The sequence below is a fragment of the Ciceribacter sp. L1K22 genome (assembly GCF_017599385.1).
Taxonomy (GTDB): Bacteria; Pseudomonadota; Alphaproteobacteria; order Rhizobiales; family Rhizobiaceae; genus Allorhizobium.
Genome location: NZ_JAGFPK010000001.1, coordinates 488,384 through 514,850, shown reverse-complemented (window position 1 = coordinate 514,850; position 26,467 = coordinate 488,384). Strand labels below are relative to the sequence as shown.

Below are 26,467 nucleotides of genomic sequence, written 5' to 3'. Positions count from 1 at the left end.
ACACTCAGTATCCTGTGCCGGTGGCCAGCGACTTTCCGTTGGAAAGGATCGACAAGATATCGTCGAGGAGGCCGGAAGCCCCGAAGCGGAAGGTCGACGGCATGACCCAATCGTCTCCCATGATGGTTGCCGCGAGGCGAAGATAGAGACCGGCATCGACAACCGATCCGATCCCGCCCGCCGGCTTGAAGCCAACCGGGCGACGGCTGTCGCGGATCGCCAGCAGCATGATATCGGCGGCCTCCAGCGTAGCATTCACCGCCACCTTGCCGGTCGAGGTCTTGATGAAGTTGCTGCCCGCCTCGATCGCAATCTCCGACGCTCTCCGGATCAGGGCAGCGTCCTTCAGTTCTCCCGTTTCCAGGATGGTTTTGAGCAGCGCGTCCGAACCGCACACGCCGCGAACCGCGGCGACCATTTCAGCCACTGCCTGCTCGTTCCCGCCCATCAGCGCCTTGTAGGGGATGACGAGATCAATTTCATCGGCGCCATCCGATATCGCCTGCCGTGTCTCGGCCACGACATCTGCCACCGCGAGATCGCCGGAGGGGAAATTCACAACGGTGGCGATCCGAACGGCAGCGCCGGCGCCGAGAATGGCCCGGGCCTGCGCAACGAAACGTGGCCAGATGCAGATCGCGGCGACGTCACCAAAGGGCGTTCTGGCGCGCTTGCAAAGCGCTTCGATGGCCTCAGGGGTGCAATCGTCCTTCAAGTTTGTGAGATCCAGCAGGGTCAATGCGACTGCGGCAGTCGCCCGCATTTGATGGCTATCCAAGGTCCGTTCCTCCCGAGATCATGGCTTTCAGGATGGCCGCAAGCCTGCGTCCACCGATGGGGGCCATGTCTTTGGTCTCCTCGTGGCTCAATTCGCCACCCGTCATGCCCGCACCATAATTGGTAATAACCGATGCGGCCGCCACCCGCAGCCCAAAAAATCGCGCGAGAATGACTTCCGGAACCGTCGACATGCCGACGGCATCGGCCCCCAGAATCCGCGCCATGCGGATTTCGGCCGGCGTCTCGAAGCTGGGGCCGGAAAACCACATATACACACCGGATGACAATGGGATGTCTTGCGCCAGCGCCGCCTCGCGCATGGCAAGAACGAGACTCTGGTCATAGGCAGAGGTCATGCCGACGAAGCGCCCGTCACTCTGCTCGCCGATCAGCGGATTGTAGCCGGAGAAATTGATGTGATCGGTAATCTGCATCACCGATCCCGGCGGCATCTCCTCGCGCAGCGAGCCCGCCGCATTGGTCAGGACCAGCGTCCTGACGCCGAGGCCCTTCAGGACCGCGATCGGCAACCGCATCGCATTGGCGTCGCCCTTTTCATAGTAATGAACACGACCGGATAGCATGATGACAGGTACGCCACCCAGACGACCGGCCACCAGCTCGCCCGCATGCCCTGAGACGCCGCTCACCGGAAAGCCCGGCATGTCGGCAAACGGGACGCGGACGGCATCTTCGACCTCATCGACAAGCGAGCCGAGACCCGATCCGAGAACAATGCCGACACGCGGCATGAGGCCATCCAGGCGATCGACGAGCAGATCGATGACCGCCCTCATCCGAGGAGGTCCGTCTCGAAGCTGAAGGGCAGCAATTCGTTCATGGTCATGGTCTTTTTCACGCCGACTTCGTCGCACAGATAAATCTTCGTGGCGGCCGAAGCGAATTCCGCAATTTTCTGACGGCATCCGCCACAGGGAGGGCAGAGCGGCATCTTTTCGGCGATCACCGCCATCTCGACGATCTCCCTTCCACCACCCATGACCATACAGCCGATGGCAGTGGGTTCGGCGCACCAGCCCTGCGGGAAGGACAGATTCTCGATGTTCGCGCCGGTGTAGATCTTTCCATCGTCGGCGCGGATTGCCGCACCGACCGGAAACTTGGAGTAAGGCGCATGCGCGAAGCGCATGGCGTCGCGGGCGGCTTCGAACAGGTCGTGAGACATCTCAACGCTCCTTTACATAGGGCACGCCGCCGGCCTTGGGCGGGTTGGCCGCGCCGATGAAGCCGGCGAGCAGCACGCAGGTGAGAATGTAAGGCAGAGCCTGGAAGATCTGCACCGGAACCTCGCCGATCAAGGGAACGGACTTGCCCTGCATGAAATTCGCGAGCGCGTCGAGGAAGCCGAACAGCAGGCAGGCGAAGAGCACCGGAACCGGCCGCCATTTGGCGAAGATGAGGGCCGCGAGGGCGATGTAGCCCTTGCCGGCCGACATGTCCTTGATGAAGGCAGCCGACTGGGCAATCGCAAGGTAGGTGCCCGCGAAGCCGCACAGGAAGCCGGCGACGATGACGGCGCGGTATCGCAGGAAGGCGACGGAAATGCCGGCTGTGTCGACGGCACCGGGATTTTCGCCGACGGCTCGTAGGCGCAGGCCGAAGCGGGTGCGGTAGAGAACCCAGGCGGCCAGCGGAACGGCAAGGAAAGCCATATAGGTCAGGATATTGTTGCCGGAGATGACATTCGCATAGAGCGGGCCGATGATGGGGATGTCACGAACGAGATCCGCCCCGGGAAGTATGATCGGCGAGAACCGGGCGTCACCAGTCAGTTGCGCCGTGCGACCCCCCTGGCTGAACCAGGCCTGCCCCAGAACGGCCGTCAGCCCGGCGGCGACGAAGTTGATTGCAACGCCGGACACGATCTGATTTCCCCGGTTCGTGATCGAGGCAAAGCCGTGGATAAGCGAGAAGAAGATCGAGACCAGAATACCGGCCAGGAGCCCGACCCACGGCGAACCCGTGACATAGGCGACCGTGGCGGAGGCGAAGGCGGCCGCGAGCATCTTGCCTTCCAGGCCGATGTCGAAGATGCCGGCCCGTTCGGAAAACAGTCCCGCGAGCGCCGTGAAGATCAGCGGAATCGACAGCCGGATGGTGGAGCCGAGAATGCTGACGAGGATATCGAAGAAATCCATGGTTCCTGTCCCCTCAAGCCTTCACGAACTGCTGATAGACCCTGACGATCGCCGGGCGGAACATGTATTCCAGCGCGCCCGCGAACAGGATCACCAGACCCTGGATGACGACGATCATGTCGCGGGTGATGTTGGGCATGTCGAACGAGAGTTCCGCCCCGCCCTGGTAAAGGATGCCGAACAGGATCGCGGCCAGGATGATGCCTAGCGGATGGCTGCGCCCCATGAGCGAAACCGCGATTCCGACGAAACCGGCACCGCCGACGAACTCGACCTGCAAGCGCGCCGAAGCGCCGAGCACCGGGTTCAATGACATCATGCCGGCCAGACCGCCCGAGATCAACATGGTGAGAATGACGGTGCGGACATAGGGCACGCCGGCATATGCAGCAGCGGAGCGCGAGAGGCCCAAGGTGCGCATTTCATAGCCGAATTTGGTCCGCCAGATGAGAACCCAGACGAGGAAACACATCAGAAGCGCGATCAGGAAGGAGACGTTGAAGGGCGCGGCGCCGAGCTTCATGCCAAGGAGCGACATCAGCCCGTCGAGCTTCGGCAACTGGCCGCCTTCAAGGAAAGTGCGCGTCTCGGGCGCCATCTTTCCCGGCACGCGCAAGACGTTGACGAGCAGGTAGACCATCAGCGATGCGCCGATGAAGTTGAACATGATCGTCGTGATGACGATGTGACTGCCGCGCTTGGCCTGGAGCCATGCCGGAATGAGAGCCCAGCCTGCCCCGAACAGGGCGCCACCGAGAATGGCGAACGGCATGGTAACGTACCACGGAACGTAGTGATCGAGGGCGAGAGCCGCGAGCGCCGCTCCAAGACCGCCAACATAAGCCTGCCCCTCCGAGCCGATGTTGAAAAGGCCGGCGTGGAAGGCCACGGCGACGGACAGACCGGTGAAGATGAAGCTCGTTGCGTAAAACAGCGTGAAGCCGATGCCTTCGCCGCGTCCCAGCGCGCCCTGCAGCATGAGCTTCAGCGCCTCGACCGGGTCCTCGCCGATAACCCACACAACGAAGCCCGAGACGAGGAATGCCAGCAGCAGGTTGATCAGCGGCAGAAGCGCGTAGTTGATCCAGTTCGGAAGCGGGACGGAAGCAGTACTCATAGAAACCTCATGCCGCGATACCGGCCATCATCAGGCCGAGCGTCTGTTCACCCGTATCCGGCGTCTTCTCACCAACGATCCGGCCGGCGAACATCACCAGGACACGGTCGGACAGCGACCGTATCTCGTCGAGTTCCACCGACACCAAAAGGATTGCCTTGCCGGCGTCGCGGGTCTCGACAATGCGGCTATGAATGAATTCGATGGCGCCAATGTCGACGCCACGGGTCGGTTGGCCGACGATCAGAAGCTTCGGGTCACGCTCGATTTCGCGCGCGACCACGATCTTCTGCTGGTTGCCGCCGGAGAAGTTGGCCGTCTTCAGCCGAGGGTTCGGCGGACGGATGTCGTATTTCTCGATCTCTTCGACGGCCGCCTTGCGGATCGCCTCAGGATCCAGGAACGGGCCTCGTCCATAGCGTTCATCGCGGTGATAGCCGAGGATCGCGTTCTGACTTTCCTCGAACGGAAGAACAAGACCCATATGGTGACGGTCTTCGGGGATGTGAGCCAGTCCGATACCACGGAGGGCAGCAGGATCGAGACCGGCGACATTCCTGCCGTTGATCCATATTTCACCCGTCGTCGGTTTGCGGATGCCGGTAATGGCCTCAAGCAACTCACTCTGGCCGTTGCCGGCGACGCCGGCGATGCCCACGATCTCACCGGCGCGGACATCGAAGGAGACGTTGTCGACCATCGTCACCCCACGACTGTCCTTGACCGTCAGGTTCCGAACAGAGAGGTAGACCTCTCCCGGGTTTGCCGCGCCCTTTTCGACGTGGAGCAATACCCGGCGACCGACCATCAGTTCCGCCAACTCCTCGACAGTCGTCTCAGACGTCTTCCGGGTTGCCACCATTTCACCGCGCCGCATGACCGAGACGGTATCGGTGATCGCCATAATTTCACGAAGCTTGTGGGTAATCAGCAGGATTGTCTTTCCCTGGTCGCGCAGGACGCCAAGGATCTTGAAGAGATGATCGGCCTCCGCCGGCGTCAGCACACCTGTCGGTTCATCAAGGATCAGAATTTCGGCACCCCGATACATGGCCTTGAGGATTTCGACACGCTGTTGCAGGCCAACCGGCAGCTCCTCCACTACGGCATCGGGATTGACTTCCAGGCCATAGTCGTCGGCGAGCTTTCTTAGGGTTTGACGCGCCGATTCAGCACCCTTTGCAAGAAGACCGCCGCCTTCCGCACCAAGCATCAGGTTTTCGAGAACGGTGAAGTTCTCCACCAACATAAAGTGTTGGTGGACCATACCGATACCTGCCTCGATCGCGGACTGACTGTCGCGAATCGTGACCGGCTTGCCGTCGATGCTGATCGTCCCGCTGTCGGCTTGATAAAAGCCGTAGAGTATCGACATCAACGTCGACTTCCCCGCACCATTTTCGCCGATGATACCGTGGATCGATCCCTTGGCCACCGTCAGGTTTATGTTCTTATTGGCGTGTACGGCACCGAATTTCTTATCGATGCCGACGAGTTCGATCGCTGGCGCTTGGTTCACCGATGACCTCCGGATAGCAGACATGAAAAGGGCGCAAACCGGGCCTCAGACCCGGCTTGCGCCCTCATCGGATCACTTCGGGCAGGAATTGTCCGTCATGTAGTCATGAACCTTGACCGTGCCGGCAATGATGTCGGCCTTTGCCTTTTCAACGGCGGCCTTCATGTCATCAGTGATCAGCGAGGCGTTGTTTTCGTCGAGCGCATAAGCAACGCCGTCTTCCTTGACGCCGAGAGCCTGGACGCCGCCGGTGAACTTGTCACCCTGGGTGTCGAGGTAGGCATTGTAGACAGCCAGATCGACGCGCTTGACCATCGAGGTCAGGACCGAACCGGGATGCAGGTGGTTCTGGTTGGAGTCCACGCCAATCGAGAGTTTACCGTTATCGGCCGCGGTCTGCAGCACGCCGAGGCCAGTCGCGCCGGCTGCCGCATAGATCACGTCAGCGCCCTGGTCGATCTGATTCTTCGTCAGTTCGCCGCCCCGCACCGGATCGTTCCAGGCAGCGCCTGTGGTTCCGGTCATGTTCTGGAAGACTTCGATATTTGGGTTGGCCGCGCGTGCGCCCTGCTCGTAGCCGCACTCGAACTTGCGGATCAGCGGAATGTCCATTCCGCCAACAAAGCCGACCTTGCCGGTCTTGGAGGCCATGCCCGCCAGGACGCCAACGAGGTATGAGCCTTCTTCTTCCTTGTAAACAACCGAACGAACGTTCGGCAGGTCAACGACGGCATCAACGATGATGAACTTGGTATCCGGGAACTCGGCGGCGACCTTCTCCACAGCAGAGGTCCAGGCAAAGGAAACCGCGACGACCGGGTTGTAACCGCGGGACGCGAAGTTGCGGATCGCCTGTTCGCCCTGCGTGTCGCCCGTCGGTTCGAAGTCACGATATTCAATACCGGTCTCCGCCTTGAACTTCTCAGCGCCATTATAGGCGGCTTCGTTAAAGGACTTATCGAACTTGCCACCGGTGCCATACACAAGCGCAGGCTTGATTTCGGCAGCGAGCGCCGTCGCCGACATCGCGGCCAAGGCAAAGAGACTGATGAGGGTTTTCTTCATTTTTGCAGCCCTGTTTGTTGCTATTGATCTTATCGGGTCCTCCCGCAAGCCCTTTGGGGGCATGTCTGCGGTTGCACCGGCCACCTGCCGGAGGCCTAGCTGTGCTCATCCTTGCATGGCTGCAGGAAAAATTCACCAGATTTTTTTCATCCGGTAAAACTCAATCCAAGCTATTGTGATCACGTGGAAATCGCCCAGTGGAGATCGGCATCATCCAGCACCGGACACGGCACGCCCGTGCCCCTTAAAACGGCGGAGGCACCCACGTTCCTTGCAAGATACTGCTGGTGATATTCTTCGGCGTGGTAAAATTCTGGCGCTATGGTGATTGTCGTGGTCACGGTCTGCCTGCGACCTGCGGCGAGAAGAGCACTCTGATAGAGATCACGCATCCGGATCGCGAGGTCGACGGACTGTTGATCGGCACCGAAAATTACCGACCGGAACATCGTGCCTATGTCATTTCCCTGCCGCATGCCCTGCGTCGGATCATGAGCCTCGAAAAACAGCTTCAATATGGAGTGAAGCGGCAAGGACGATCGATCGTACACGATCTTGACCACGCAGGCATGGCCTGTGAGGCCGGTCATCACCTCCTGAAAGGTAGGATTGGGCGTAAAGCCGCCCTGGAAGCCAACGGCGGTCACCCAAATCCCAGGCAGATTCCAGAAGAGGCGCTCGGCGGCCCAAAAATTCCCCAAGCCCAGATAGATGGTGGCGAAACCGGCAGGGGGCATTGCAAGCAGCGACCTCGCCGATATGACGTGAAGGTCAGCAGTTTCGATGGGTCGCGGGCGACCCGGCAAAGCCGTTTCGGCGGACGGCATCGTCATTTTCTTGTTGAACATGTCGATCAGAAACATCAGACGGCTCCCGTTCAACGACCCGCTGCCGCCCGGCCGGCATCCTCAGACGGCAAAGCGGCCAGCAGGATGCTCGCGCTTGTAGCCGATCATCCACAGCAGCAGCGACAAGGCGAGGAAGGCCGCGAAGGCGGGTTGCGGCAGCAGCCACTCGCGCAGCGCCTGCCACACGGCGGGCGGTAAATGTTCTTCCGCCGCCTGCTGGGCCAACATGAGGCTCGACGGGCTCATTTCCGTCCACGCAGCGGCCAGTGATGTCAGCACGACTTCCGATGAGGCAACGGACTCGATCGAGTCCATGGTGGCCGCGCCAACGGCAACCACAAGGGTCAGAAGGCTCAAAAGCCGAAACGCAAACCTGAACATGACGCCCTACTCACCCCTACATGCGCCGCCCTGCGGCGGCACTACAATCAATATTAGAATAACGTGGTACGCAAGATGGTGTCTGTGACACGTTTCACGACACTATTCAAAAATCTGTTAGATTTCGGTTGATCCCGAACGAATCCTCGGTATATATCGCGCCCGACCGGTCATGCCGCCCAGCGCGCTCAGACTGATTAAGGACAGGTGGCCGAGTGGTTGAAGGCGCACGCCTGGAACGCGTGTATACGTGAAAGCGTATCGAGGGTTCGAATCCCTCTCTGTCCGCCACTCTCCACGAAAATCATAGTTTCAGAATGTTATCGCGTAAGGCGAGGTGAGCCGATATCAGGGCAAACTGAGGCGTCGGACGTCAGCAAGGCGTCGTTACGATCATCCGGGGAAAACAGCCGGTCGACCAATGCGACCGAGGAGAATCAGTGAACGGTGTCGCCGCAAAGATCCTCGTCGAGGAGACGCAGGGTCTCGAACAGGCTTTCGACAAGCATGTCGGTGAGTTCATCGGCCCTGTTTTCCGCGAGGATGCGTGCGATCGCCGTTTCCTGCTGTTCTCGGAAAAGCTCTGGGTCGATGGGCATTCCGTGGTCTCCTGCCTAGCTCGTTGTCGCCTCTTCATGCCTTGGCTAAGTCACCTGGCTTGCGCAGGGCTTGACCATGGTCGACAGGCATGGCGAAAGCGGGGCAGAGGCAAGATCACCGATTGAGGGAAGTTCGTGCGGACATTGAGCCAACCGTATCGTTTCGAACAGGAGATTCGAAAAAGCCGGTTCGTAGCGGTTGCCGCACCCGTTGCCAGCGAAGCACTTGCACGCTCTTTCATACAGGCACACATGGACGGATCAGCAAACCACAATTGCTGGGCCTATCGCGTCGGCACTCTCTATCGCTTCAACGATGATGGCGAGCCGAGCGGAACGGCAGGAAAGCCGATATTGCAGGCGATTGATGGACAGGAACTCGACTGTGTGGCTGTCATTGTCCAGCGATGGTTCGGCGGTGTTCTGCTCGGGACAGGCGGACTGGTACGGGCTTATGGCGGAACTGCAGCGGCCTGTCTCAGGGCCGCCGACACCATCGAAATCGTTCCGACCGTGGTTCGTCGCGTGACAGGGAGCTTCAGCGATATCGCGACAATCAAGGCTCGCCTCATTCCCCTTGCCGATACGACGATATCGGAGGAAACCTACGCGGCTGACGGCGCCGCGTTTCTGCTCGAAATTCCAACCGGCCGGCTTGAGAAGATCGGGAAACTTGTCGGAGATCTCACGGGCGGTCGGGTCTTTCTATCAGAGCCGGACTGAGCGAAAGCCGTTCATGCGGCCGCCTCTCCACCGACCAGAGAGCCGAACTTGGCAAAGAACTCACCAGCCAGTTTCTTTGCCGTCGAATCGATCAGGCGGCTGCCGAGCTGTGCGATCTTGCCACCAACCTCCGCCTTCACCGCATAGGTCAGAATTGTGGCGTCCGGCCCGTCGGCCTGCAGCGATACATCCGCGCCCCCCTTTGCAAAGCCTGCGATGCCGCCCTTGCCTTCCCCGGAGATGGTGTAGGACGTGGGCGGATTGAGGTTCTGAAGTTCGACCGCACCCTCGAACTTTGCCTTGATCGGGCCAACCTTCAAAACGACGCGGGCGGTCATGTTGGTGTCGGATGTCTTTTCCAGGCTCTCGCAGCCGGGGATCGCCTGCCGAAGGATTTCAGGATCATTCAGCGCCTGCCAGACCTTCTCGATAGGCACCTCGATGCGCTCTGTTCCACTCATATCCATGAGATATCCTCCCTCATCCTCTCGTCAGAACCATGATGCCTCCACGCGTCATGGTTCTCGATCTCCGGCTTCATATTTCTATGGTCGGAGAGGAGAGCGCAATAGGAAGTTCAGGAAAGCCTGATAGACATAGGAACAGCGATCACCAACACGCGGGTTCAGACCCGCACCACCTGCTCCACCCTTTCCTCGGCCCCGAAGAAGCGGAGATAGCGTTCGACCTCCGCTGCGTCGCCGGTGGCCTTGCGGGGGTTATCGGAAAGCTTGACGGCCGGTCGGCCATTCGCTTCGCTTACCTTGCAAACGATGGAGATCGGCATGAGACCAGCGTTCTCCGTTGGCGCGCATCCGGCGAAATCATTGGTGAGGTTGGTCCCCCAGCCGAAGCTCATCCGCACGCGCCCCTCGAAATGGCGATAAGTGTCGATGATGGCATCGACATCCAGACCGTCGGAGAAGATCAGCAGCTTCTGACGCGGATCGCGGCCCATCTTTTTCCACCACGCGATGATTTTCTCACCGCCTTCGATCGGCGGCGCGCTGTCTGGACGAAACCCCGTCCAGTCCGCCACCCACTCAGGCGCGTTCTTGAGGAACGCGGCAGTTCCGAACGCGTCCGGCAAAACGATCAGAAGATTGCCGCCGTAAAGCCGGTTCCAGTCCTGCAAGATCGTGTAGGGAGCCTCGGCGAGTTCCTGGTCATTGTTCGCGAGTGCCGCCGCGACCATCGGGAGTTCATGGGCGTTGGTCCCGACCGCCTCGAGATCGGAGTCCATTGCAAGGAGGACGTTGCTGGTGCCGGTGAAGGCCGGTCCGATACCCTCCTTCAACGCCTCGACGCACCAGCGCTGCCACAGAAAACTATGGCGGCGGCGAGTGCCGAAATCGGAAATTCTGAGGCCTGGCAATGCGCCGAGACGCTGGACCTTTTCCCACATCTTCGCCTTGGCCCGTGCATAGAGAACGTCCAGGGTGAAGAAGCCGAGCGACCGCATTGCTGCACGGCTGCGCAGCTCGTTGATGATCGCGAGAGCCGGGATCTCCCAAAGCGTCGTCTCCATCCACTTACCGCGAAATTCCAGCTGGTACTGGCCGTCCTTGCGTGAGAGATCGTATTCCGGGAGCTGCAGGTTCGACAGCCAAGCGAGGAATTCCGGTTCGAAGATCTGTGCCCGGCCATAGAAGCTGTTACCGGCGAGCCAGATCATCTCCTTCTTGGCAAGCTTCAAGGTGCGCACATGATCGAGTTGCTCGCGCAGTTCCTGTTCATCGATCTCGTCGGCGAGCCGCACGGTCTTCGTGCGATTGATCAGTTCAAAAGTGGCATCCACCTCGGGATAGAGCTTCCAGATCATCTGGAGCATCAACAGTTTGTAGAAGTCCGTATCGATGAGGCTACGAACGATCGGATCGAGCTTCCAGGTATGATTGTAGACGCGCGACGCGATATCGGTTTTCGTCATGTGGTCGCCCGCCTCCGGATCAGGACATTACGACGCGGCCAAACGGGCGCCCGCTTCGGACGCCCGTTATCAAAACATTTTGCACGAAAGTCTATAGCAAGGGCCGGGGAGACGGATCAGTTTCCAGCCTCGGGCTGCGTGCGCCGCTCCTGCGCGCTCGGCTGCTGTTCAATGGTGTTTTCAGGATAAGCCTGCTCGACCGCGTTTTCTTCCGGCGGCGCGATGCTGCTTCCCCACCATTCCGCGGGAATCCATACGAGCATAGCAATGATGAGGCCCCCGAGAAGGACGATCAGGACCGGTCGTCCAATGGAGCCCTGCCGCGCTTCCGTCGGTGTGGCGGGATGTTCGCGGCGCTCCGGATAGGTTTCCTTCGGGCTCTCGCTTCGTGTGTTCAAGGTTCCGCTCCTTTGCTCTCAACAGGGCCTTTGCGGCCTTCAATGCCTGAGCAACGGGCTTGAGACGGAGAAGTTCCCGTTCTTCGAAAACCTCAGTAGCCTGCCTTTCTGTCAACGACATGTTCGAGGCTCTCACCTCGCTCGAACCGGGCGATCTGGTTTTCGGTGTGGCGGAACAGCGCCTGGACATCGGATGACGCCGCCGCATGCGGCGTAATGATCACGGTGTCAAATGCCCAGAGCGGACTGTCAGTATTAAGGGGTTCCAGCTCGAAGACATCGAGGGAGGCGCCAGCCAATATCCCGCTCGACAATGCCTTCACGAGATCGGCCTCGACCTGGCTGCCGCCACGACCGGCATTGATAAAGACAGGCTTGCCGAGCGCGCCACCCTGCCGAAGCCGCGAAAAAAGCCTCGCATCGTAGAGGCCCTTCGTTTCCGAGGTCAGCGGCAGCAGGCCGACGAGAATGTCGGTTTTGCCGAGGAAAGCCTCTAGGCTGGCCGCATCATAGGTGTCGACATCCTCGATAGGTTTCTTTCCCCTCGACCATCCGATGACGTTGAAACCCATCACCTTCAGCTTCCGCAAAGAATCAAGTCCAAGGACGCCAAGACCCATGATTCCGACAGTGACGTCACGCGCCTCCGGCTGCGGCTCGATATCGTGCCACACCGCTGAACGTTGCTGCCGGATGTAATCCGGCAGACGCCGAAGATGGGCGAGGCACTGAAGAACAACCCATTCGCTCATCCGATCCGTCAGGCTGCGGTCGACGAAGCGGACAATCGGGATATCGGGCAGGTCGTAGTTCGACAGGATGTGATCGACGCCGGCGCCGCCCGAGAAGATGACCTTCAGATCTTTCGCCCTCTCCAAGAGGAACGGATCAGGCTTCCACAAAACGGCGTAAGGTATGCCGGAGAGATCGCGGCTCTGATTGGCCTCGTCTCCGAGGTCGACGACCTCGCGGCCCGCGAAGGCCCCGTCAAGCGCGGATTTCACCGCGTCACGGGAGAATTTGAGATCGACGAGAACCCCACCCAAAGACATGAGAACTCCAGATTATTGGCTGATACCGGCGATATCGACCGGCTTCAGATCGAAGGCCGCGGCCATCAGGGCACGCGTATAATCCTGCTTGGGCGCCGAAAATATCTCGGAGGCCGGTCCCTGTTCGACGACCTTGCCATGGCGCATGACAATGACCTCATTGGCAAGCGCCTTCACCACCTTGAGGTCATGGCTGATGAACAGGTAGGCGAGATCATGCCTTTGCTGGAGATCGCGCAGGAGATCGACGACCTGGGCCTGGACGCTCATGTCGAGCGCCGATGTGGGCTCGTCCAGCATCACGAATCGTGGTTTCAGCACCATCGCGCGGGCGATTGCAATGCGCTGGCGCTGGCCGCCGGAAAACTCGTGTGGGTACCGCCAGCGGGTGTCGGGATCAAGACCGACCTCCTGCAAAGCCCAGCAGACGCGTTCGTCGCGTTGCTCGAACGACAGGTTCCTCTCGTGAACCTTAAGACCTTCGGCAATGATTTCGCCGACTGACATTCGAGGGCTGAGAGAACCGTAAGGGTCCTGAAACACGATCTGGAGACGGTCGCGGTAAGGCCGCATCTCCTTGTAGGAGAAACGATCAACATCCTGACCGAGAAATACGATCCGGCCCCTGGAGGAAATGAGACGTGCCAGAGCAAGACCGAGGGTCGTCTTTCCAGATCCGGATTCGCCAACAATGCCCAGGGTCTGGCCCGCGCGCAGCGTCAGATCAACGCCATCGACTGCCTTGACGTGATCAACGACCTTGCGCAGGAAGCCCGACTTTATCGGAAACCATACCTTGAGGTCCCGGCCTTCCATCACGACGGGCTTCGAGGAGTCCAACGGCGGCGGTTCGCCGCGGGGCTCCGATGCCAGAAGATGCCGCGTGTAGTCATGTTTCGGAGCGCCAAAAATCTCCTCGACCGGTCCGGCCTCAACGATGCGCCCTTTCGTCATGACGCAGACCTTGTCCGCGAACCGCCGCACGATACCGAGATCGTGCGTTATGAAGAGCATGGACATGCCATGCTCGGCCTTCAAGCGCCCAAGCAACTCAAGGATCTGAGCCTGGACGGTCACATCCAGCGCTGTCGTCGGTTCATCGGCGATCAACAGTTTCGGACGGTTCGCAAGCGCCATGGCTATCATGACGCGCTGGCGCTGGCCGCCGGACAGTTCGTGGGGATAGGCGGCGAGCCGCTTTTCCGGTTCGCGGATGCCGACCTGGTTCAACAGTTCGAGCACACGTGCCCTTGCCTGCTGGCCGATGAGCCCCTGGTGTAGCGCGAGGATTTCGCCGATCTGCTTCTCGATCGTGTGAAGCGGATTGAGCGAGGTCATCGGCTCCTGGAAGATCATGGTGATGTCGTTGCCACGTACTTCGCGAAGTTCGCGATCCGACATCCGCATCAGATCCTTGCCCTCGAAAAGGATTTCGCCTGAAGGATGGCTGGCGGCCGGGTATGGCAGCAACTTCAGGATCGAATTGGCAGACACCGACTTTCCGGAGCCCGATTCGCCAACCAGCGCAACAATCTCCCCAGGAGAGACATCAAAGGAGATATGATCGACCGCTAGGTTCGATTTTCCACCCTGCTCGAACAGAACGGAGAGATCGCGAACGGAGAGAAGCGGCGCGGTCATCGGAACGTCTTTCTCGGATCGAAGGCGTCACGAACGGCCTCGCCGACGAAGATCAGCAGCGACAGCATGATCGACATCGTGAAAAACGCCGTGAGGCCGAGCCAAGGTGCCTGAAGGTTGCGCTTGCCCTGCGCGATCAACTCACCGAGCGACGGAGAACCCGGCGGCATGCCGAAACCGAGAAAATCAAGCGAGGTGAGCGTCGTAATCGATCCCGACAAGATGAAAGGCAGGAAGGTCAAAGTGGCGACCATGGCGTTTGGAAGCAGATGGCGGAACATGATCGTCCAGTTGCCGACACCAAGTGCCCGGGCGGCATTCACATATTCGAAGTTGCGGGCCCGCAGGAACTCGGCGCGCACGATGCCGACAAAACTGACCCACGAAAACAAGAGCATGATGCCCAGGAGTACGAAGAAACCGGGTGGCAGGATCGAGGCGATGATCAGCAGGATGTAAAGCACCGGTATCGAAGACCATATCTCGATGAAGCGCTGCATCAGCAGGTCGGTCGTTCCGCCGAAGTAGCCCTGCACGGCGCCGGCAGTGACCCCGACAAAGGCGGAGGCGATCGTCAGCATGAGCCCGAATAGAACCGAAATCCGGAAACCATAGATCATGCGCGCGGCAACATCGCGGGCCTGATCGTCCGTGCCGAGCCAGTTGAGATTGCCGAGGACACAATCGGGATCTTCTGCCCCCAGCGCGTAGCCGGCGCAACGCTGCTCTTCGGGCATCAACCAGAAGGGTGCGGTGGGCGCCGAATGCGGGATGTTGGAGTTGACCGTGCGATACGAGTAGCGGATCGGTGGCCACACCATCCATCCGTTCGCCTCAATCTCGTCGCGGATGAAGGAGGAACGATAATCGGTTACGGCAAGAAACCCGCCGAACTTCTCCTCGGGATAATCGATGATAACCGGCGCCAGAATCTCGCCTTTGTAGGAGACGAGGAGAGGCCTGTCATTCGCGATAAATTCGGCGAAGAGGCTGAGAACGAACAGGACCATGAAGATCCAGAACGACCAGTAACCGCGCCGGTTGGCGCGAAAATTCTCCAGCCGCCGGCGGTTCGTGGGCGACAGCCATGGTCGTTTCGGCGGCACAAGAGCGGGAGTGTGATCGGTCACGGCCATGTCAGACGTCCCGCCGTTCGAAATCGATGCGGGGATCAATCCAGGTGTAGATCAGATCGGAGATGAGGCTGACGAATAGGCCCATCAGGGAAAAGATATAAAGGGTGGCGAACACGACCGGATAGTCCCGATTGACGATCGAGAGATAACCGAGCCGGCCCAGACCGTCGAGCGAGAAGATGTTTTCGATCAGCAGCGATCCGGTGAAGAATGCCGAGATGAAGGCGCCTGGAAAGCCAGCGATGACGATCAGCATGGCGTTACGGAATACATGACCGTACAGAACCTGACGCTCCGACAAACCTTTGGCGCGGGCTGTCACGACATACTGCTTCTTGATCTCGTCGATGAACGAGTTCTTTGTCAGAAGCGTCGTGGTCGCAAAGGCGGAAAGGGACAGCGCGATCAAAGGCAGTGTCAGATGCCAGAAGTAATCGATTATCTTCTCCCACCAGGTGAGTTCAGCAAAGTTGTCGGACACCAATCCGCGCAACGGGAACCAATCGAAGAACGAGCCACCGGCAAAAAGCACGATCAGCAGGATACCGAAAAGGAAGCTCGGCACGGCATAGCCGATGACGATCACGCCAGAGGTCCAGATATCGAAGGTCGAGCCGTCCCTCACCGCCTTCCTGATCCCCAGCGGAATGGAAATCGTGTAGGAAATCAGCAGGATCCAGACGCCGAGTGACACCGAAACCGGGAGTTTCTCGATGATCAGGTCGATCACCGTGGTGTTCCGGAAGAAGCTCTCGCCGAAGTCGAACCGGATGTAGTCCCACATCATGTCAAGGAAGCGGGTCAATGGCGGCTTGTCAAAGCCAAACTGGACCTCGAGCTTCCTGATAAGATCGGGATCTAGACCCTGAGCACCCCGGTACTTCGAACTCGTTTCATCCGCACCGAACTGGTTCAGAAGGTCTCCACCGCCGGACAGACGCTGGTCGGCACTGTCGCCCTGACCCGTCAGCTGGGCAATCACCTGCTCGACCGGCCCTCCGGGCGCGAACTGGATGACCAGAAAGGAAATGCCCATGATGCCGACCATGGTCGGTATCATCAGAAGCAGGCGACGCAGGATATAGGCACCCATCAGCGGCCACCTCCGCACCTTGTCGCCCGTTCGTCGCCTGCGCGACAGTTACACGCCAAAATATTGCCCCTTCCGCTGGGTCCACGCAGACCGCGTTCGATTCGCTCCCCGCATTGGTAGCCGACGTCGCAGCAGACGCAAGTGGCTGTTGCCATCACTGCGCTTTCGCCCACCATATGTCGGGAAAACCGTTGGAATAGGTCGGCAGTTCTTCGGGATGCTGCAACCAGGATCGGTAGGCAAGCCTGGAAGCCCTCAGCGTGTAGCTCGGGACAACATAGGCGTTGGCAAGGAGAACACGATCGAGCGCCTTGGTTGTGGCGACCAGAGTGTCGCGGTCCTTGGCGAAGATGATCTGCTGGATGAGGTCGTCGACGACAGGATCGCTGATACCCGCATAATTTCGGGAACCTTCGCTCGTCGCTGCATTCGATCCCCAGTAGTCCCGCTGTTCGTTTCCGGGATGAAGCGACTGGGCCCATCCGAGATAGATAACGTCGTAGTCGAACGAGCGAACCCTGTTGGTGTATTGCGCCTGGTCGACCACGCGGACACTGACTCCGACGCCGATCTGACGCAGCTTTTCGGAAAATGACAGAGCCACGGGCTCAATCGTTGGTCCGCCCAACAGAATTTCGAAGACGAAGGGTTCCCCCGTCTTCGTGTTCGTCATCCGGCCGTTGCGGATTTCATAGCCCCCCTCACGGAACAGCGCGATCGCCTGGCGAAGATTCTCGCGTAGTTTGGTCTGATCACCGGCAACCGGATTTTTATATGGAGCAGTGAAAATCTCCGGCGGAATCCTATCCCGGTACTGCTCCAGAATTTGCAGTTCCTGGCCGGAGGGCAGGCCTGCCGATGCGAGGTCGGAGCCATAGAAATAGCTGTCGATCCGCTTGTATTGTTCGAAGAACAGCGTCTTGTTCAGTTCCTCGAAATCGAACGCGTAGTTCAGTGCCTGCCGCACTTGCCTGTTCTTGAACTTGTCGCGCCGCATATTGGGAATGAAGCCGACCATGACGCCTGAGGACCGATAGTCGTTCTCAATCATTTCGCGCTTCACGTCGCCGTTGGCGACAGCCGGGAAATCGTAGCTGTTGGCCCAACGCATCGCCTTGTTTTCAAGCCAGAAGTCCGTATTGCCGGCTCGAAATATCTCGAATTCCACGTCCAGATCGGCATAGTAGGTATAGGTAACTGTCCGGAAGTTGTGATAGCCGATGTTAACGTTCAGATCCTTGCCCCAATAGTCGTCCCTCAGTTCGTATCGGACGTAAGCGCCAGGCTTGAAATCGGCGATCCGATAAGGGCCGGAACCCATAACCGGTTCGAGCGTCGTGCGCGTGATGTCACGCGGCTTGCCGTCGCTGCCCGTCCCCTCCCACCAGTGCTTCGGTAGGATGTCGAGCTGGCCGATGATTTTGGGAAGCTCTCGATTGTTCTTTTCGTCAAACGTGAACGTGACGTCGCGCTCACCGGTCTTTTCCGCCTTTACGACATGGGCGTAATAGACCGCGTACTGAGGTGTCAGTTCCTTAAACCGTTCAAAGCTGAATACGACGTCTTCGGGAGTGACGGGCTGACCATCCGCCCATCTTGCCTCAGGCCTTAGACGGTAGGTGGCAAACGAATAGTCGTCAGGATAGTGAACGGCCTCGGCAAGAAGCCCGTATTCGGCATCGATCTCGTCGAGCGACGGCTTCATCAAAGTCTCGGTGACGAGCGAGAGCCTCGGCGACAACCCCGATGCCAACTCGCCTTTTTCTAGCACCGGATTTAACGTATCGAAGGTGCCGCTTGCCGACAATCGCAGGTCACCACCCTTGGGGGCATCGACGTTGACGTAGTCGAAATGGGCAAACCCTTCCGGGTATTTGACGGGTTCGACGATCGATGTACCGTGATACCAGGTCTTCTCCTGGGAGAAGCCCGTCGAGGGTACGATCAGGCACGCGAAAATCACGATCGCCAGGCGGCGCATGTCCATCATGCTCATCCCCTTGCTGTTTCTTGTTGCGGACAGGATAGGGAGAAATTCGTCAAAAAACAGCCATCTCTGAGCCGTAGTCGCGCAATCGGATTCACCGTTGTGTGATTTCGCGATACACTCCGACCAAATCGGCGGAGGCGGCAACCCGCGGCTTTGATGAGAACGAGGACAACAAATGGGCGTCTACAGAACGATCATGACGGTGCTGTTGGCTGCGGCATCGGTGCTGGCGTCGGTTGACGCAAGCACAGCAACCGAGAAGCCTGCCAAGGAGCTTTTCGGCGCGGTGAAACTTCCCAGCCGTTCGACGCCCGAGACCTATGGCTTCTATTCGAAGGGTTGCATCAGCGGCGCCGTCGCAATCCCGACCGATGGACCGACCTGGCAGGCCATGCGCCTGTCCCGCAACCGCCGCTGGGGACATCCGCAGATGATCTCCCTGCTCGAGCGTCTTTCACGCGACGCTGCCCAATATGATGGATGGCCTGGACTTCTACTCGGTGATATCTCGCAACCCCGGGGTGGGCCGATGCTGTCTGGCCATGCGTCGCATCAGGTTGGTCTGGATGCTGACATCTGGCTTACGCCCATGCCATCACGAACGCTGTCGGCAAAGGAGCGTGAGGATATTTCGGCGACCTCGATGCTGAAAAAGAATACCTTCCTCACCGTCGATCCCAGTATCTGGACTCCGGCGCACGCGGCGGTAATCATGCGCGCCGCAAGCTATCCCGAGGTCGAACGCATCTTCGTGAACCCGGCGATCAAGAAGAAGCTCTGCGAAACCTGGAGCGGAGAACGTTCGGCGCTCGGCAAGGTGCGCCCCTACTATGGTCACGATTACCATTTTCACGTCCGGATAAAGTGCCCGGCCGATTCCGCCGGCTGCAAGGAACAGGCGGCCGTTCCCGCCGGCGACGGATGCGGCAAGGACCTCGCATGGTGGTTCACCGACGAACCGTGGGCGCCGCCCAAAAAAGACCCTAATGCCAAGCCGGCACCGAAACCGAAGCCTGCGAGGCTTGCGGATCTGCCGAAGGCTTGCGCCCGTGTTCTCGATGCGCCAGGCCCCGCCAGCGAAGCGGAGGTCACTTTGGGCAACGGGTTTACGCCGACCGTCGCTGCCATTGGTGCTGGTGCCGTTTTAACCTTTGCCGATTTGCCGGCCAGAGTTCCAATACCGATGGCTCGTCCTTCCGGCGACGAGTGAACGCTTTCCAAATGTCACGATGTTGATATAGACGTGATCAAATCGATTTAAGGCTGGCCGGCTGCGGGGAACGATGGCAGGGAAACCCTCTATTGCGCTGATCGCGCACGATCAGAAAAAAGATGATCTCGCTGACTTCGCCCGCAGGCACGAGGCGGTGCTTGCGGGGTGGCAGATCGTGGCAACCGGCACCACGGGGGGGCGGATTCAGCAGGCCTGCCCCAGTCTGTCCGTCCAACGCATGAAAAGCGGACCCCTTGGCGGAGATCAGCAGATAGGCGCGCTCATCGCTACTGGTGAGATCGACATGCTGATCTTCTTCGTCGATCCCCTGACCGCCATGCCGCACGATGTCGATGTCAAGGCACTTATGCGACTGGCAACCGTTTATGATATTCCCATGGCGCTTAACAGGGCGACAGCCGAACTGATGATCGCCCACGCCACTCGCTGAACCGCTTCGCTGCTTGGACGTCCCTATGCCCCGATCTCACAACCTAGAAAACCCACCCTTCCCGATTCTCATCGGCGATATCGGCGGCACCAATGCGCGTTTCTGGCTGCTCGCGGATGCGCAGGCGGAGCCGAACCAGTTCCCGAACGTCCATACGGCCGATTTCGCCACGATCGACGCAGCCATTCAACAATGCGTGCTAGACAAAACCCCGGTACGGCCAAAATCGGCTATTCTCGCTGTGGCGGGGCCAATCAAGGGCGACGAGATACCGCTTACCAATTGCGACTGGGTGGTCAAGCCAAGGGACATGATCTCCGGACTGGGCTTCTCCGATGTCCTCATCGTCAACGATTTCGAAGCTCAGGCGCTCGCCGTGGCTACGCTGCCAGACGAGTACCGGCAGCCGATCGGCGATAATGCGGAAAGCCCCGTCGCGTCGCGCGTCGTTCTGGGTCCAGGGACCGGTCTCGGTGTCGCGGGTCTTGTTCACGCGCAGGACACGTGGTTTCCAGTGCCTGGCGAAGGCGGCCATGTCGACATCGGACCCCGCAGCCAACGCGATTTCCAAATCTTCCCTCATCTGACTCCGATCGAGGGGCGAATCTCGGCGGAGCAACTGCTCTGCGGACGCGGTATTTTGAACATCTACCAGGCGGTGTGCAAGGCAGACGGCCTTGAGCCACAGTGGCACGATCCAGCGGATGTGACGTCGCGCGCCCTTGCCGGTACAGACAGGGCCGCTGAAGAAACCATTTCCCTGTTCGTAACCTATCTCGCACGCCTTGCCGGTGATCTTGCGCTGATCTTCATGGCGCGTGGCGGTGTCTATCTTTCGGGTGGCATTTCACAGAAGATCGCCAAGGCACTTACAACGGATCAATTCCGTGCAGCGTTCGAAGACAAGGCACCTCACTCGGCCATGATGAAATCCATTCCGACCTTCATCGTGACCCATCCCCAGGCGGCACTTTCGGGGCTTGCCGCCTATGCGCGAGCGCCGTCCAGTTTCGGCCTCGCCACCGAAGGCCGCCGTTGGCGCTCCTCGTGACGCGCGGCATGCGCAACGCTGGTCAAAGCCAACGGGAATGGCTATAGAGCCGCGAGGTTAGCGCCAGATCGGCGCGTTCCTCCATGAAAGCGAATTCAGAAAGTCTTCGTATTGGCTGCCCAGACAAAGAAGGTCCCGGCGATCGACCCCGACAGCGTCAGCGCGGTTCTGAGGCGGATTGTATCAGAGAACGGACGCGATCACTGGCGCGGATACGCCTTTGCGATCGCCTGTCTGGCGACCGTGGCACTCACAACGGCGTTCACCGCATGGATCATGGAAGCCGTCGTCAACGAGGCGTTCGCCAATCGGAGGGCTGACGTTGTCTGGCTGATCTGCGGGTCTATCCTTGCCGCTTTCGTATTGCGCGGCTTCGCATCCTACGGACAGGCTGTGGCTCTTGCCAAGATCGGCAACAACATCGTTGCACGTTACCAGCGGCGCTTGTTCGCACATCTTATGAACCTCTCGGTGGGTTATTTCACCGATGCCCGCTCGGCCCACCTTTCGGCCCAGGTAAGCCAGAACATCAACGGCATACGCGATGTCCTGAACCTCACGGTCACTTCAATGGCACGCGACCTGCTCACCCTGATCGCGTTGATCGGGGTGATGCTGCTCAAGGATCCGGTACTGACGCTGATCGTCTTCGTCGTCGCACCACCGCTACTGTGGGCCCTCCGATACATCTCGCGCCGCCTGCGCAGCGCGACCCGCGAATCCGTGATCTTCAACAGCCGCGTTCTTGGCGCGATGCAGGAAACGATCCAGGGGATCGCCATCGTGAAGGCGTTCACGATGGAAGCCGAACTGACCCGCAAGGTCGACGGCGTCATCACGGCTGCGGAAAATCGATCCAACAGGATTGCAAGGCTCAGCGAGCGCACATCGCCGATCACGGAGACGTTCGCGGGCGTCGCGATCTCCAGCGTGCTGGCTTATGCCGCATTTCGCTCGATCTATGGCGGCGTTCCGCCCGGCGCCTTCTTCTCCTTCGTCGCCGCACTTCTGATGGCGTACGAGCCTGCGAAGCGCCTTGCAAAGCTGCAGGTGCAGATGGAGCGTGCCGTCGTCAATGCCAGGATGATCTACGAGATTCTCGACTCCCAGCCGCATCAGCGCGACAAGCCGGACGCCAGGGATCTCGTTGTCAGCGAAGCACGGATCGAGTTTCGGCACGTCGGTTTCGCCTATGGTGAGAACGCGATCCTCAAGGACGTCAGCTTCGTGGCCGAGGGGGGCAGAACCACGGCGCTCGTGGGACCATCTGGTGCCGGCAAGTCGACGATCATCACGCTCATCCCGCGCTTCTATGATCCCGGCCAGGGAGAAATCCTGATCGATGGCCAAAACATCGCCGACGTGACCAAAGCCTCGCTTCGCCGCCACATCGCCTATGTCTCGCAGCAGCCTTACCTCTTCGAGGGCACGATCCGAGACAATATCCGTTATGGCAGACCGGATGCGACAGACGCCGAGATCGAAGACGCGGCAAAACACGCTTATGCTCACGATTTTATCATGGCTCAGCCCATGGGTTACGATACGCCTGTCGGCGAAAACGGGCTGACGCTCTCAGGAGGACAGCGCCAGAGACTGTCGATCGCGAGAGCGCTGGTGCGAAACGCGCCGATCCTGCTCCTCGACGAGGCGACATCCGCGCTCGACACCGAATCGGAGGCTGCGGTTCAGAAGGCGTTGGACGAAGCCATGGGCGGACGCACCGTTGTCGTTATCGCGCACCGGCTTTCGACAGTCGTGAACGCAGACCAGATCATCGTGATGGAAGGCGGTCGGGTCGTCGAGCAGGGTATTCATGACGACCTTGCGCGCCGCGCCGACGGACTTTACGCTCGCCTCAACAAGCTGCAGGCGACGTCCGTTCACGACGTCACGATGCCGACGGGAGGTGAGAATACATGACCCAGGCCATGAAACTGGTTGTGGTCGGAGCCGGCGGCCGGATGGGCCAGACGCTCATCCGCCTCATCCACGCCTCACCCGATACCGAGTTACACGCCGCAACCGAACGGCCCGGTTCAGTTCATATCGGCAGAGATGCAGGCGAGATCGCGGGGCTTGGTCCGATTGGCGTCGTGATAACAGATGACCCGCTTTCTGCCTTTGTGGCAGCCGACGGCGTCGTGGATTTCACGTCACCAGCGGCCTCTGTAGAATTTTCAGTGCTAGCCGCCCAGGCTCGTATCGTCCACGTCATCGGCACCACCGGATGCAGCAGTGACGATGACGCAAGATTTGCCGCAGCGGCGCGGCATGCGCGGATCGTCAAATCCGGCAATATGAGCCTCGGTGTCAATCTGCTGTCGGTTCTCGTACAGCAGGCGGCCAAGGCGCTCGATGCCGCCGGTTGGGACATCGAAATTCTCGAGATGCACCACAAGCACAAGGTTGACGCGCCGTCAGGCACTGCCCTTCTGCTTGGGGAAGCCGCCGCCAAGGGACGCGACATCGATCTAACGGACCACTCCGTGCGGGTCCGCGACGGACATACGGGGCCCCGCGAGGCGGGATCGATCGGATTTGCGACGCTGAGAGGCGGATCGGTGATCGGCGATCATTCTGTCATCATCGCTGGCGAAGGAGAAACCGTGACGCTTTCACACAATGCGGGAGACCGCACAATCTTTGCCCGCGGAGCGCTTAAAGCGGCGTTATGGGCGCGCGACCGCAAACCTGGATTCTATTCGATGCTCGACGTGCTCGGGCTTTCATCATCCCACTGACATATCCTTGGAGGATCCCTATGAGCGGCACCCTGGTTCTCGTCCGTCACGGCCAGAGCGAATGGAATCTCAAGAACCTGTTCACCGGCTGGCGTGACCCTGACCTAACGGAGCTCGGCGTGCAGGAAGCCAATGCCGGCGGCAAGGCGCTTGCCGACTATGGCATCAAGTTCGACGTGGCCTATACATCGGTGCTCAGCCGGGCCCAGAAGACGTGCCAGATCATTCTCGACAATGTTGGCCAGTCCGATCTGACGACAATCCGTGACGAGGCACTGAACGAACGTGACTACGGCGATCTGTCCGGCCTCAACAAGGACGATGCCCGTCAGAAATGGGGCGAGGAGCAGGTTCATATCTGGCGCAGGTCCTACGACATTCCGCCGCCGGGCGGCGAGAGCCTTCGCGACACCGGCGCACGCGTCTGGCCTTACTACCTCACTGAAATCCTTCCGCGAGTGCTGCGTGGAGAGAAGGTACTCGTCGCAGCGCACGGCAATTCCCTTCGATCGCTCGTGATGGTGCTCGACAAGCTCAGCAAGGAACAGATCCTCAAGCTCAACCTGGCGACGGGCGTTCCGATGGTCTACAGCCTCAATGCCGATTCGACGGTCGCATCCAAGGATGTGCTGGGCGACATGTCTGGCGCTCACTGAGTCGGCGGCTGGCCGTTATCCATTGGTGACGGTCAGTTGCACACGGTCTGCGGGGAACCGCGTTACCGCGTACTGAACCGGCACACCGTCTAGATCCGTATTGAGAGCCTTCGTCATTAGAACGATGGCTCCGGGAGCCAAGCCCAGCGCCGCCAGGTCCGATTGTTCGGCATGGGCGGCGCTTATTTCCGTCCTGGCACGGACGTAGTCCTCCAATCCGCACAGTCCGAAGGCCCGCGTGATCGAGCCGGTCTGCTTATAGGCATCACCCATATTCTCGAATCGCGGCATGGGAAACCAACTGGTCGACGTCGAAACGGCGCGACCATCGGCCTTGCGGAGCGCTTCGATCCTCAGGACTGGCGCCAACCGTTCCAATTCCAACGATTTGGCGACTTCAATCGTCGCCGCCTCCACCTCCGAAAACAGAAGAATTCCCTCTATCTCCCTCGCCTGCTCGCCGATGCCCTCGGTGAAGCGGGTGCGACGGGAGATCGGAAAGTTGAAACGTTCGCGTCTTTCGATCAGCGTCCCTCGCCCCTGAACGGGCCTTACGATACCCTCCTGTCCGAGTGCTGCGAGCGCGGCGCGTACCGTGTGTCGATTGACGCCGAACTGCTCGGCGAGTGCTGCCTCCGGCGGGACCATACCCGTCTCGTCATACCGCCCCTCGGCAATGGAAACGCGGATCCGGTCCGCAATCTGGCGCCATAGCGCCACGCCATTCTGTCTCTGCACTGTTCTCACTGGCCCCATGTCACACTCTTGTCACTCGCCAAACGTAGAAGGAAAGAATAAGATGTGTAGTTGTCTATATAAATAGACATTTGTCGGAAAGCAAGGAGCGATCGATGGAGCTTCCAGCGGAAGGAATGACGGAGCCGCCCCGCAAACGCATCGTAGCGCTGCTGGCGAAGGCCACATCGAGGGAGTTGCAACTTGCCTGGGAAGGCTTGGAACCGAAGCCGGAGGTGAGCATGCTTCGCGGACCTGAAACCGGCCTGGTCATGGTCAAAGGCAGGATCGGCGGTGGAGGTGCAGCCTTCAACCTCGGCGAAGCGACGGTAAGCCGAGCGACGATCCGCCTGACCTGCGGCACGGTCGGGCACGGTCAGACACTTGGAACGGGAAAGAGCAAGGCGCGCCTGGCGGCGATCTTCGACGCGCTTTGGCAAAAGCCGGAGACAAATCCGTTGGTAGAAGCGCTGCTGGCCACGGTGGCCGCGCGCCTCGAGGCGGAAGACCGCAAGAAGCAGGAGGAGACCGCGGCCACGCGCGTCGATTTCTTCACCATGGTTCGCGGAGAGGACAAATGATCCCCAAGACTGACGCTTTCACCGGCGGTTTCAGCGAGCCCGTCTACCAGTCCCAGACCGTGTTCCGGGCGCTGATGGACGGAATGGCGCGCCCGGGCACCCTACAGACCGTGGCGACACAGGTAGATCCACCGCCACCGGTGGGCGTGGCGGCCGGGGCCGTCGCACTTTGCCTCTGCGACCATGACACAACGGTCTGGATGAGTTCAGCTCTGGGCAAGTCGGTCTTCGGCGAATGGCTGGGGTTTCATACCGGAGCGCCTTTGACGCGCGAGAAGACAGAGGCGCGTTTTGCCTTCTTCGAACTAGGGGCGGCTCTCCCCCCCTTCGGACTGTTTTCAACCGGCACCCAGGAATATCCAGACCGGTCTACGACCCTGATCGTTGAAGTGGCCCAACTCGCTGACGGCATCCCCCTGACACTGCGCGGTCCGGGCATTAAGGACACCCATGCCATTGCACCCGGTCCTTTGCCGGAGACCTTCGTTCGAAGCTGGGCCGATAATCGCGCGCAGTTTCCACGGGGCGTCGACGTGATTCTCACCTGCGGAGCGCAATTTGTCTGCCTGCCGCGCACCTGCACCATAACAGCTAGGGAGCAATGA

At 59.7% G+C, this 26,467-nt stretch carries 28 protein-coding genes and 1 tRNA gene; 10 read left to right on the top strand and 19 right to left on the bottom strand.

The window, feature by feature from the left end:
- Nucleotides 1-4 precede the first annotated feature (4 nt).
- The 9 genes from deoC to J5J09_RS02380 all read right to left on the bottom strand — a co-directional run bounded on the left by deoC (nucleotide 5) and on the right by J5J09_RS02380 (nucleotide 7,869).
- Entirely contained in the window at nucleotides 5-778 is a 774-nt protein-coding gene (gene deoC / locus J5J09_RS02420; RefSeq protein WP_208548110.1) for a deoxyribose-phosphate aldolase, read from the bottom strand.
- The gene (locus tag J5J09_RS02415) at nucleotides 771-1,577 is read right to left on the bottom strand and encodes a purine-nucleoside phosphorylase (protein WP_208548109.1); all 807 of its coding nucleotides are present in this window, start codon (nucleotides 1,575-1,577) and stop codon (nucleotides 771-773) included. The genes deoC and J5J09_RS02415 overlap by 8 nt, the downstream gene beginning before the upstream one ends.
- Nucleotides 1,574-1,966 carry a cytidine deaminase gene (locus tag J5J09_RS02410; RefSeq protein WP_208548108.1) on the bottom strand — a complete coding sequence of 131 codons (393 nt, stop codon included), beginning with the start codon at nucleotides 1,964-1,966 and terminating at the stop codon, nucleotides 1,574-1,576. The genes J5J09_RS02415 and J5J09_RS02410 overlap by 4 nt, the downstream gene beginning before the upstream one ends.
- 1 nt (nucleotide 1,967) lies before the next feature.
- A complete protein-coding gene (locus J5J09_RS02405; RefSeq protein ID WP_208548107.1) occupies nucleotides 1,968-2,939 on the bottom strand; it encodes an ABC transporter permease in 972 nt (323 codons plus the stop codon).
- Nucleotides 2,940-2,952: 13 nt separating this feature from the next.
- A complete protein-coding gene (locus J5J09_RS02400; protein ID WP_208548106.1) occupies nucleotides 2,953-4,056 on the bottom strand; it encodes an ABC transporter permease in 1,104 nt (367 codons plus the stop codon).
- Between the two features lie 7 nt (nucleotides 4,057-4,063).
- Entirely contained in the window at nucleotides 4,064-5,575 is a 1,512-nt protein-coding gene (locus tag J5J09_RS02395; protein WP_348646407.1) for an ABC transporter ATP-binding protein, read from the bottom strand.
- Nucleotides 5,576-5,647: 72 nt separating this feature from the next.
- Nucleotides 5,648-6,640 carry a BMP family ABC transporter substrate-binding protein gene (locus J5J09_RS02390; protein WP_208548104.1) on the bottom strand — a complete coding sequence of 331 codons (993 nt, stop codon included), beginning with the start codon at nucleotides 6,638-6,640 and terminating at the stop codon, nucleotides 5,648-5,650.
- Nucleotides 6,641-6,819: 179 nt separating this feature from the next.
- Nucleotides 6,820-7,503: a peptide-methionine (S)-S-oxide reductase MsrA gene (msrA, locus tag J5J09_RS02385; protein ID WP_208548103.1), complete on the bottom strand. Its 684-nt coding sequence runs from the start codon at nucleotides 7,501-7,503 to the stop codon at nucleotides 6,820-6,822.
- Nucleotides 7,504-7,548: 45 nt separating this feature from the next.
- Nucleotides 7,549-7,869, bottom strand: coding sequence for a hypothetical protein (locus J5J09_RS02380; protein ID WP_208548102.1), 321 nt, complete (start codon nucleotides 7,867-7,869; stop codon nucleotides 7,549-7,551).
- Nucleotides 7,870-8,070: 201 nt separating this feature from the next.
- On the opposite strand from J5J09_RS02380, the gene J5J09_RS02375 reads away from it, so the two are divergent.
- Nucleotides 8,071-8,160 (top strand) — tRNA-Ser (locus tag J5J09_RS02375).
- Between the two features lie 146 nt (nucleotides 8,161-8,306).
- On the opposite strand, the gene J5J09_RS02370 is transcribed toward J5J09_RS02375, so the two are convergent.
- On the bottom strand, nucleotides 8,307-8,468 hold the full coding sequence (locus J5J09_RS02370) for a hypothetical protein (RefSeq protein ID WP_208548101.1): 162 nt from the start codon (nucleotides 8,466-8,468) through the stop codon (nucleotides 8,307-8,309).
- Between the two features lie 135 nt (nucleotides 8,469-8,603).
- Here J5J09_RS02370 and J5J09_RS02365 point away from each other — a divergent pair, with 135 nt between their 5' ends.
- Nucleotides 8,604-9,191, top strand: a complete 588-nt coding sequence (locus J5J09_RS02365) for a YigZ family protein (RefSeq protein ID WP_208548100.1) — start codon at nucleotides 8,604-8,606, stop codon at nucleotides 9,189-9,191.
- Between the two features lie 11 nt (nucleotides 9,192-9,202).
- Here J5J09_RS02365 and J5J09_RS02360 read toward each other — a convergent pair whose 3' ends face one another.
- The 8 genes from J5J09_RS02360 to J5J09_RS02325 all read right to left on the bottom strand — a co-directional run bounded on the left by J5J09_RS02360 (nucleotide 9,203) and on the right by J5J09_RS02325 (nucleotide 18,422).
- Nucleotides 9,203-9,658: a carbon monoxide dehydrogenase subunit G gene (locus J5J09_RS02360; RefSeq protein ID WP_208548099.1), complete on the bottom strand. Its 456-nt coding sequence runs from the start codon at nucleotides 9,656-9,658 to the stop codon at nucleotides 9,203-9,205.
- A 158-nt stretch (nucleotides 9,659-9,816) separates the two neighbouring features.
- On the bottom strand, nucleotides 9,817-11,121 hold the full coding sequence (pncB, locus tag J5J09_RS02355) for a nicotinate phosphoribosyltransferase (protein ID WP_208548098.1): 1,305 nt from the start codon (nucleotides 11,119-11,121) through the stop codon (nucleotides 9,817-9,819).
- Between the two features lie 116 nt (nucleotides 11,122-11,237).
- The gene (locus J5J09_RS02350; protein ID WP_208553629.1) at nucleotides 11,238-11,519 is read right to left on the bottom strand and encodes a hypothetical protein; all 282 of its coding nucleotides are present in this window, start codon (nucleotides 11,517-11,519) and stop codon (nucleotides 11,238-11,240) included.
- A 92-nt stretch (nucleotides 11,520-11,611) separates the two neighbouring features.
- Nucleotides 11,612-12,571: a glyoxylate/hydroxypyruvate reductase A gene (locus J5J09_RS02345; protein ID WP_208548097.1), complete on the bottom strand. Its 960-nt coding sequence runs from the start codon at nucleotides 12,569-12,571 to the stop codon at nucleotides 11,612-11,614.
- A gap of 12 nt (nucleotides 12,572-12,583) precedes the next feature.
- The gene (locus J5J09_RS02340; RefSeq protein WP_208548096.1) at nucleotides 12,584-14,212 is read right to left on the bottom strand and encodes an ABC transporter ATP-binding protein; all 1,629 of its coding nucleotides are present in this window, start codon (nucleotides 14,210-14,212) and stop codon (nucleotides 12,584-12,586) included.
- Nucleotides 14,209-15,348, bottom strand: a complete 1,140-nt coding sequence (locus J5J09_RS02335; protein WP_208548095.1) for an ABC transporter permease — start codon at nucleotides 15,346-15,348, stop codon at nucleotides 14,209-14,211. The genes J5J09_RS02340 and J5J09_RS02335 overlap by 4 nt, the downstream gene beginning before the upstream one ends.
- A gap of 1 nt (nucleotide 15,349) precedes the next feature.
- Complete coding sequence (locus J5J09_RS02330; protein WP_208548094.1) at nucleotides 15,350-16,441, bottom strand: microcin C ABC transporter permease YejB; 1,092 nt, start codon at nucleotides 16,439-16,441, stop codon at nucleotides 15,350-15,352.
- A gap of 154 nt (nucleotides 16,442-16,595) precedes the next feature.
- The gene (locus tag J5J09_RS02325; protein ID WP_246745890.1) at nucleotides 16,596-18,422 is read right to left on the bottom strand and encodes an extracellular solute-binding protein; all 1,827 of its coding nucleotides are present in this window, start codon (nucleotides 18,420-18,422) and stop codon (nucleotides 16,596-16,598) included.
- 184 nt (nucleotides 18,423-18,606) lie between these two features.
- Here J5J09_RS02325 and mepA point away from each other — a divergent pair, with 184 nt between their 5' ends.
- The 6 genes from mepA (at nucleotide 18,607) to J5J09_RS02295 (ending at nucleotide 24,546) form a co-directional block, all read left to right on the top strand.
- Nucleotides 18,607-19,641, top strand: a complete 1,035-nt coding sequence (gene mepA / locus J5J09_RS02320) for a penicillin-insensitive murein endopeptidase (protein WP_208548092.1) — start codon at nucleotides 18,607-18,609, stop codon at nucleotides 19,639-19,641.
- Nucleotides 19,642-19,714: 73 nt separating this feature from the next.
- Nucleotides 19,715-20,095 (top strand): methylglyoxal synthase, encoded by a 381-nt coding sequence (locus tag J5J09_RS02315; RefSeq protein ID WP_208548091.1) that lies wholly within the window; start codon nucleotides 19,715-19,717, stop codon nucleotides 20,093-20,095.
- Nucleotides 20,096-20,120: 25 nt separating this feature from the next.
- Nucleotides 20,121-21,146, top strand: a complete 1,026-nt coding sequence (locus J5J09_RS02310; protein WP_208548090.1) for a glucokinase — start codon at nucleotides 20,121-20,123, stop codon at nucleotides 21,144-21,146.
- A gap of 111 nt (nucleotides 21,147-21,257) precedes the next feature.
- The gene (locus J5J09_RS02305) at nucleotides 21,258-23,069 is read left to right on the top strand and encodes an ABC transporter ATP-binding protein (protein ID WP_208548089.1); all 1,812 of its coding nucleotides are present in this window, start codon (nucleotides 21,258-21,260) and stop codon (nucleotides 23,067-23,069) included.
- Complete coding sequence (gene dapB / locus J5J09_RS02300) at nucleotides 23,066-23,890, top strand: 4-hydroxy-tetrahydrodipicolinate reductase (RefSeq protein ID WP_246745774.1); 825 nt, start codon at nucleotides 23,066-23,068, stop codon at nucleotides 23,888-23,890. Before J5J09_RS02305 ends, dapB begins: the two co-directional genes overlap by 4 nt.
- A 20-nt stretch (nucleotides 23,891-23,910) precedes the next feature.
- Nucleotides 23,911-24,546, top strand: coding sequence for a 2,3-bisphosphoglycerate-dependent phosphoglycerate mutase (locus J5J09_RS02295; RefSeq protein ID WP_208548088.1), 636 nt, complete (start codon nucleotides 23,911-23,913; stop codon nucleotides 24,544-24,546).
- A gap of 15 nt (nucleotides 24,547-24,561) precedes the next feature.
- On the opposite strand, the gene phnF is transcribed toward J5J09_RS02295, so the two are convergent.
- The gene (phnF, locus tag J5J09_RS02290; protein WP_208548087.1) at nucleotides 24,562-25,302 is read right to left on the bottom strand and encodes a phosphonate metabolism transcriptional regulator PhnF; all 741 of its coding nucleotides are present in this window, start codon (nucleotides 25,300-25,302) and stop codon (nucleotides 24,562-24,564) included.
- Nucleotides 25,303-25,397: 95 nt separating this feature from the next.
- Here phnF and phnG point away from each other — a divergent pair, with 95 nt between their 5' ends.
- Both phnG and phnH read left to right on the top strand, forming a co-directional pair.
- Nucleotides 25,398-25,862: a phosphonate C-P lyase system protein PhnG gene (phnG, locus tag J5J09_RS02285; protein WP_208548086.1), complete on the top strand. Its 465-nt coding sequence runs from the start codon at nucleotides 25,398-25,400 to the stop codon at nucleotides 25,860-25,862.
- The gene (gene phnH / locus J5J09_RS02280; protein WP_208548085.1) at nucleotides 25,859-26,467 is read left to right on the top strand and encodes a phosphonate C-P lyase system protein PhnH; all 609 of its coding nucleotides are present in this window, start codon (nucleotides 25,859-25,861) and stop codon (nucleotides 26,465-26,467) included. The genes phnG and phnH overlap by 4 nt, the downstream gene beginning before the upstream one ends.

Excerpts from the sequence above, each read along its gene's own strand:
- J5J09_RS02400 (WP_208548106.1), bottom strand. The coding sequence starts at position 4,056 with ATGAGTACTGCTTCCGTCCCGCTTCCGAACTGGATCAACTACGCGCTT.
- msrA (WP_208548103.1), bottom strand. The coding sequence starts at position 7,503 with ATGTTTCTGATCGACATGTTCAACAAGAAAATGACGATGCCGTCCGCC.
- J5J09_RS02390 (WP_208548104.1), bottom strand. The coding sequence starts at position 6,640 with ATGAAGAAAACCCTCATCAGTCTCTTTGCCTTGGCCGCGATGTCGGCG.
- J5J09_RS02380 (WP_208548102.1), bottom strand. The coding sequence starts at position 7,869 with ATGTTCAGGTTTGCGTTTCGGCTTTTGAGCCTTCTGACCCTTGTGGTT.
- J5J09_RS02325 (WP_246745890.1), bottom strand. The coding sequence starts at position 18,422 with ATGCGCCGCCTGGCGATCGTGATTTTCGCGTGCCTGATCGTACCCTCG.
- J5J09_RS02345 (WP_208548097.1), bottom strand. The coding sequence starts at position 12,571 with ATGTCTTTGGGTGGGGTTCTCGTCGATCTCAAATTCTCCCGTGACGCG.
- J5J09_RS02370 (WP_208548101.1), bottom strand. The coding sequence starts at position 8,468 with ATGCCCATCGACCCAGAGCTTTTCCGAGAACAGCAGGAAACGGCGATC.
- mepA (WP_208548092.1), top strand. The coding sequence starts at position 18,607 with ATGGGCGTCTACAGAACGATCATGACGGTGCTGTTGGCTGCGGCATCG.
- J5J09_RS02415 (WP_208548109.1), bottom strand. The coding sequence starts at position 1,577 with ATGAGGGCGGTCATCGATCTGCTCGTCGATCGCCTGGATGGCCTCATG.
- J5J09_RS02335 (WP_208548095.1), bottom strand. The coding sequence starts at position 15,348 with ATGGCCGTGACCGATCACACTCCCGCTCTTGTGCCGCCGAAACGACCA.
- J5J09_RS02330 (WP_208548094.1), bottom strand. The coding sequence starts at position 16,441 with ATGGGTGCCTATATCCTGCGTCGCCTGCTTCTGATGATACCGACCATG.
- J5J09_RS02360 (WP_208548099.1), bottom strand. The coding sequence starts at position 9,658 with ATGGATATGAGTGGAACAGAGCGCATCGAGGTGCCTATCGAGAAGGTC.
- J5J09_RS02405 (WP_208548107.1), bottom strand. The coding sequence starts at position 2,939 with ATGGATTTCTTCGATATCCTCGTCAGCATTCTCGGCTCCACCATCCGG.
- dapB (WP_246745774.1), top strand. The coding sequence starts at position 23,066 with ATGACCCAGGCCATGAAACTGGTTGTGGTCGGAGCCGGCGGCCGGATG.
- J5J09_RS02340 (WP_208548096.1), bottom strand. The coding sequence starts at position 14,212 with ATGACCGCGCCGCTTCTCTCCGTTCGCGATCTCTCCGTTCTGTTCGAG.
- phnF (WP_208548087.1), bottom strand. The coding sequence starts at position 25,302 with ATGGGGCCAGTGAGAACAGTGCAGAGACAGAATGGCGTGGCGCTATGG.
- J5J09_RS02410 (WP_208548108.1), bottom strand. The coding sequence starts at position 1,966 with ATGTCTCACGACCTGTTCGAAGCCGCCCGCGACGCCATGCGCTTCGCG.
- phnG (WP_208548086.1), top strand. The coding sequence starts at position 25,398 with ATGGAGCTTCCAGCGGAAGGAATGACGGAGCCGCCCCGCAAACGCATC.
- J5J09_RS02310 (WP_208548090.1), top strand. The coding sequence starts at position 20,121 with ATGCCCCGATCTCACAACCTAGAAAACCCACCCTTCCCGATTCTCATC.
- phnH (WP_208548085.1), top strand. The coding sequence starts at position 25,859 with ATGATCCCCAAGACTGACGCTTTCACCGGCGGTTTCAGCGAGCCCGTC.
- pncB (WP_208548098.1), bottom strand. The coding sequence starts at position 11,121 with ATGACGAAAACCGATATCGCGTCGCGCGTCTACAATCATACCTGGAAG.
- J5J09_RS02315 (WP_208548091.1), top strand. The coding sequence starts at position 19,715 with ATGGCAGGGAAACCCTCTATTGCGCTGATCGCGCACGATCAGAAAAAA.
- J5J09_RS02295 (WP_208548088.1), top strand. The coding sequence starts at position 23,911 with ATGAGCGGCACCCTGGTTCTCGTCCGTCACGGCCAGAGCGAATGGAAT.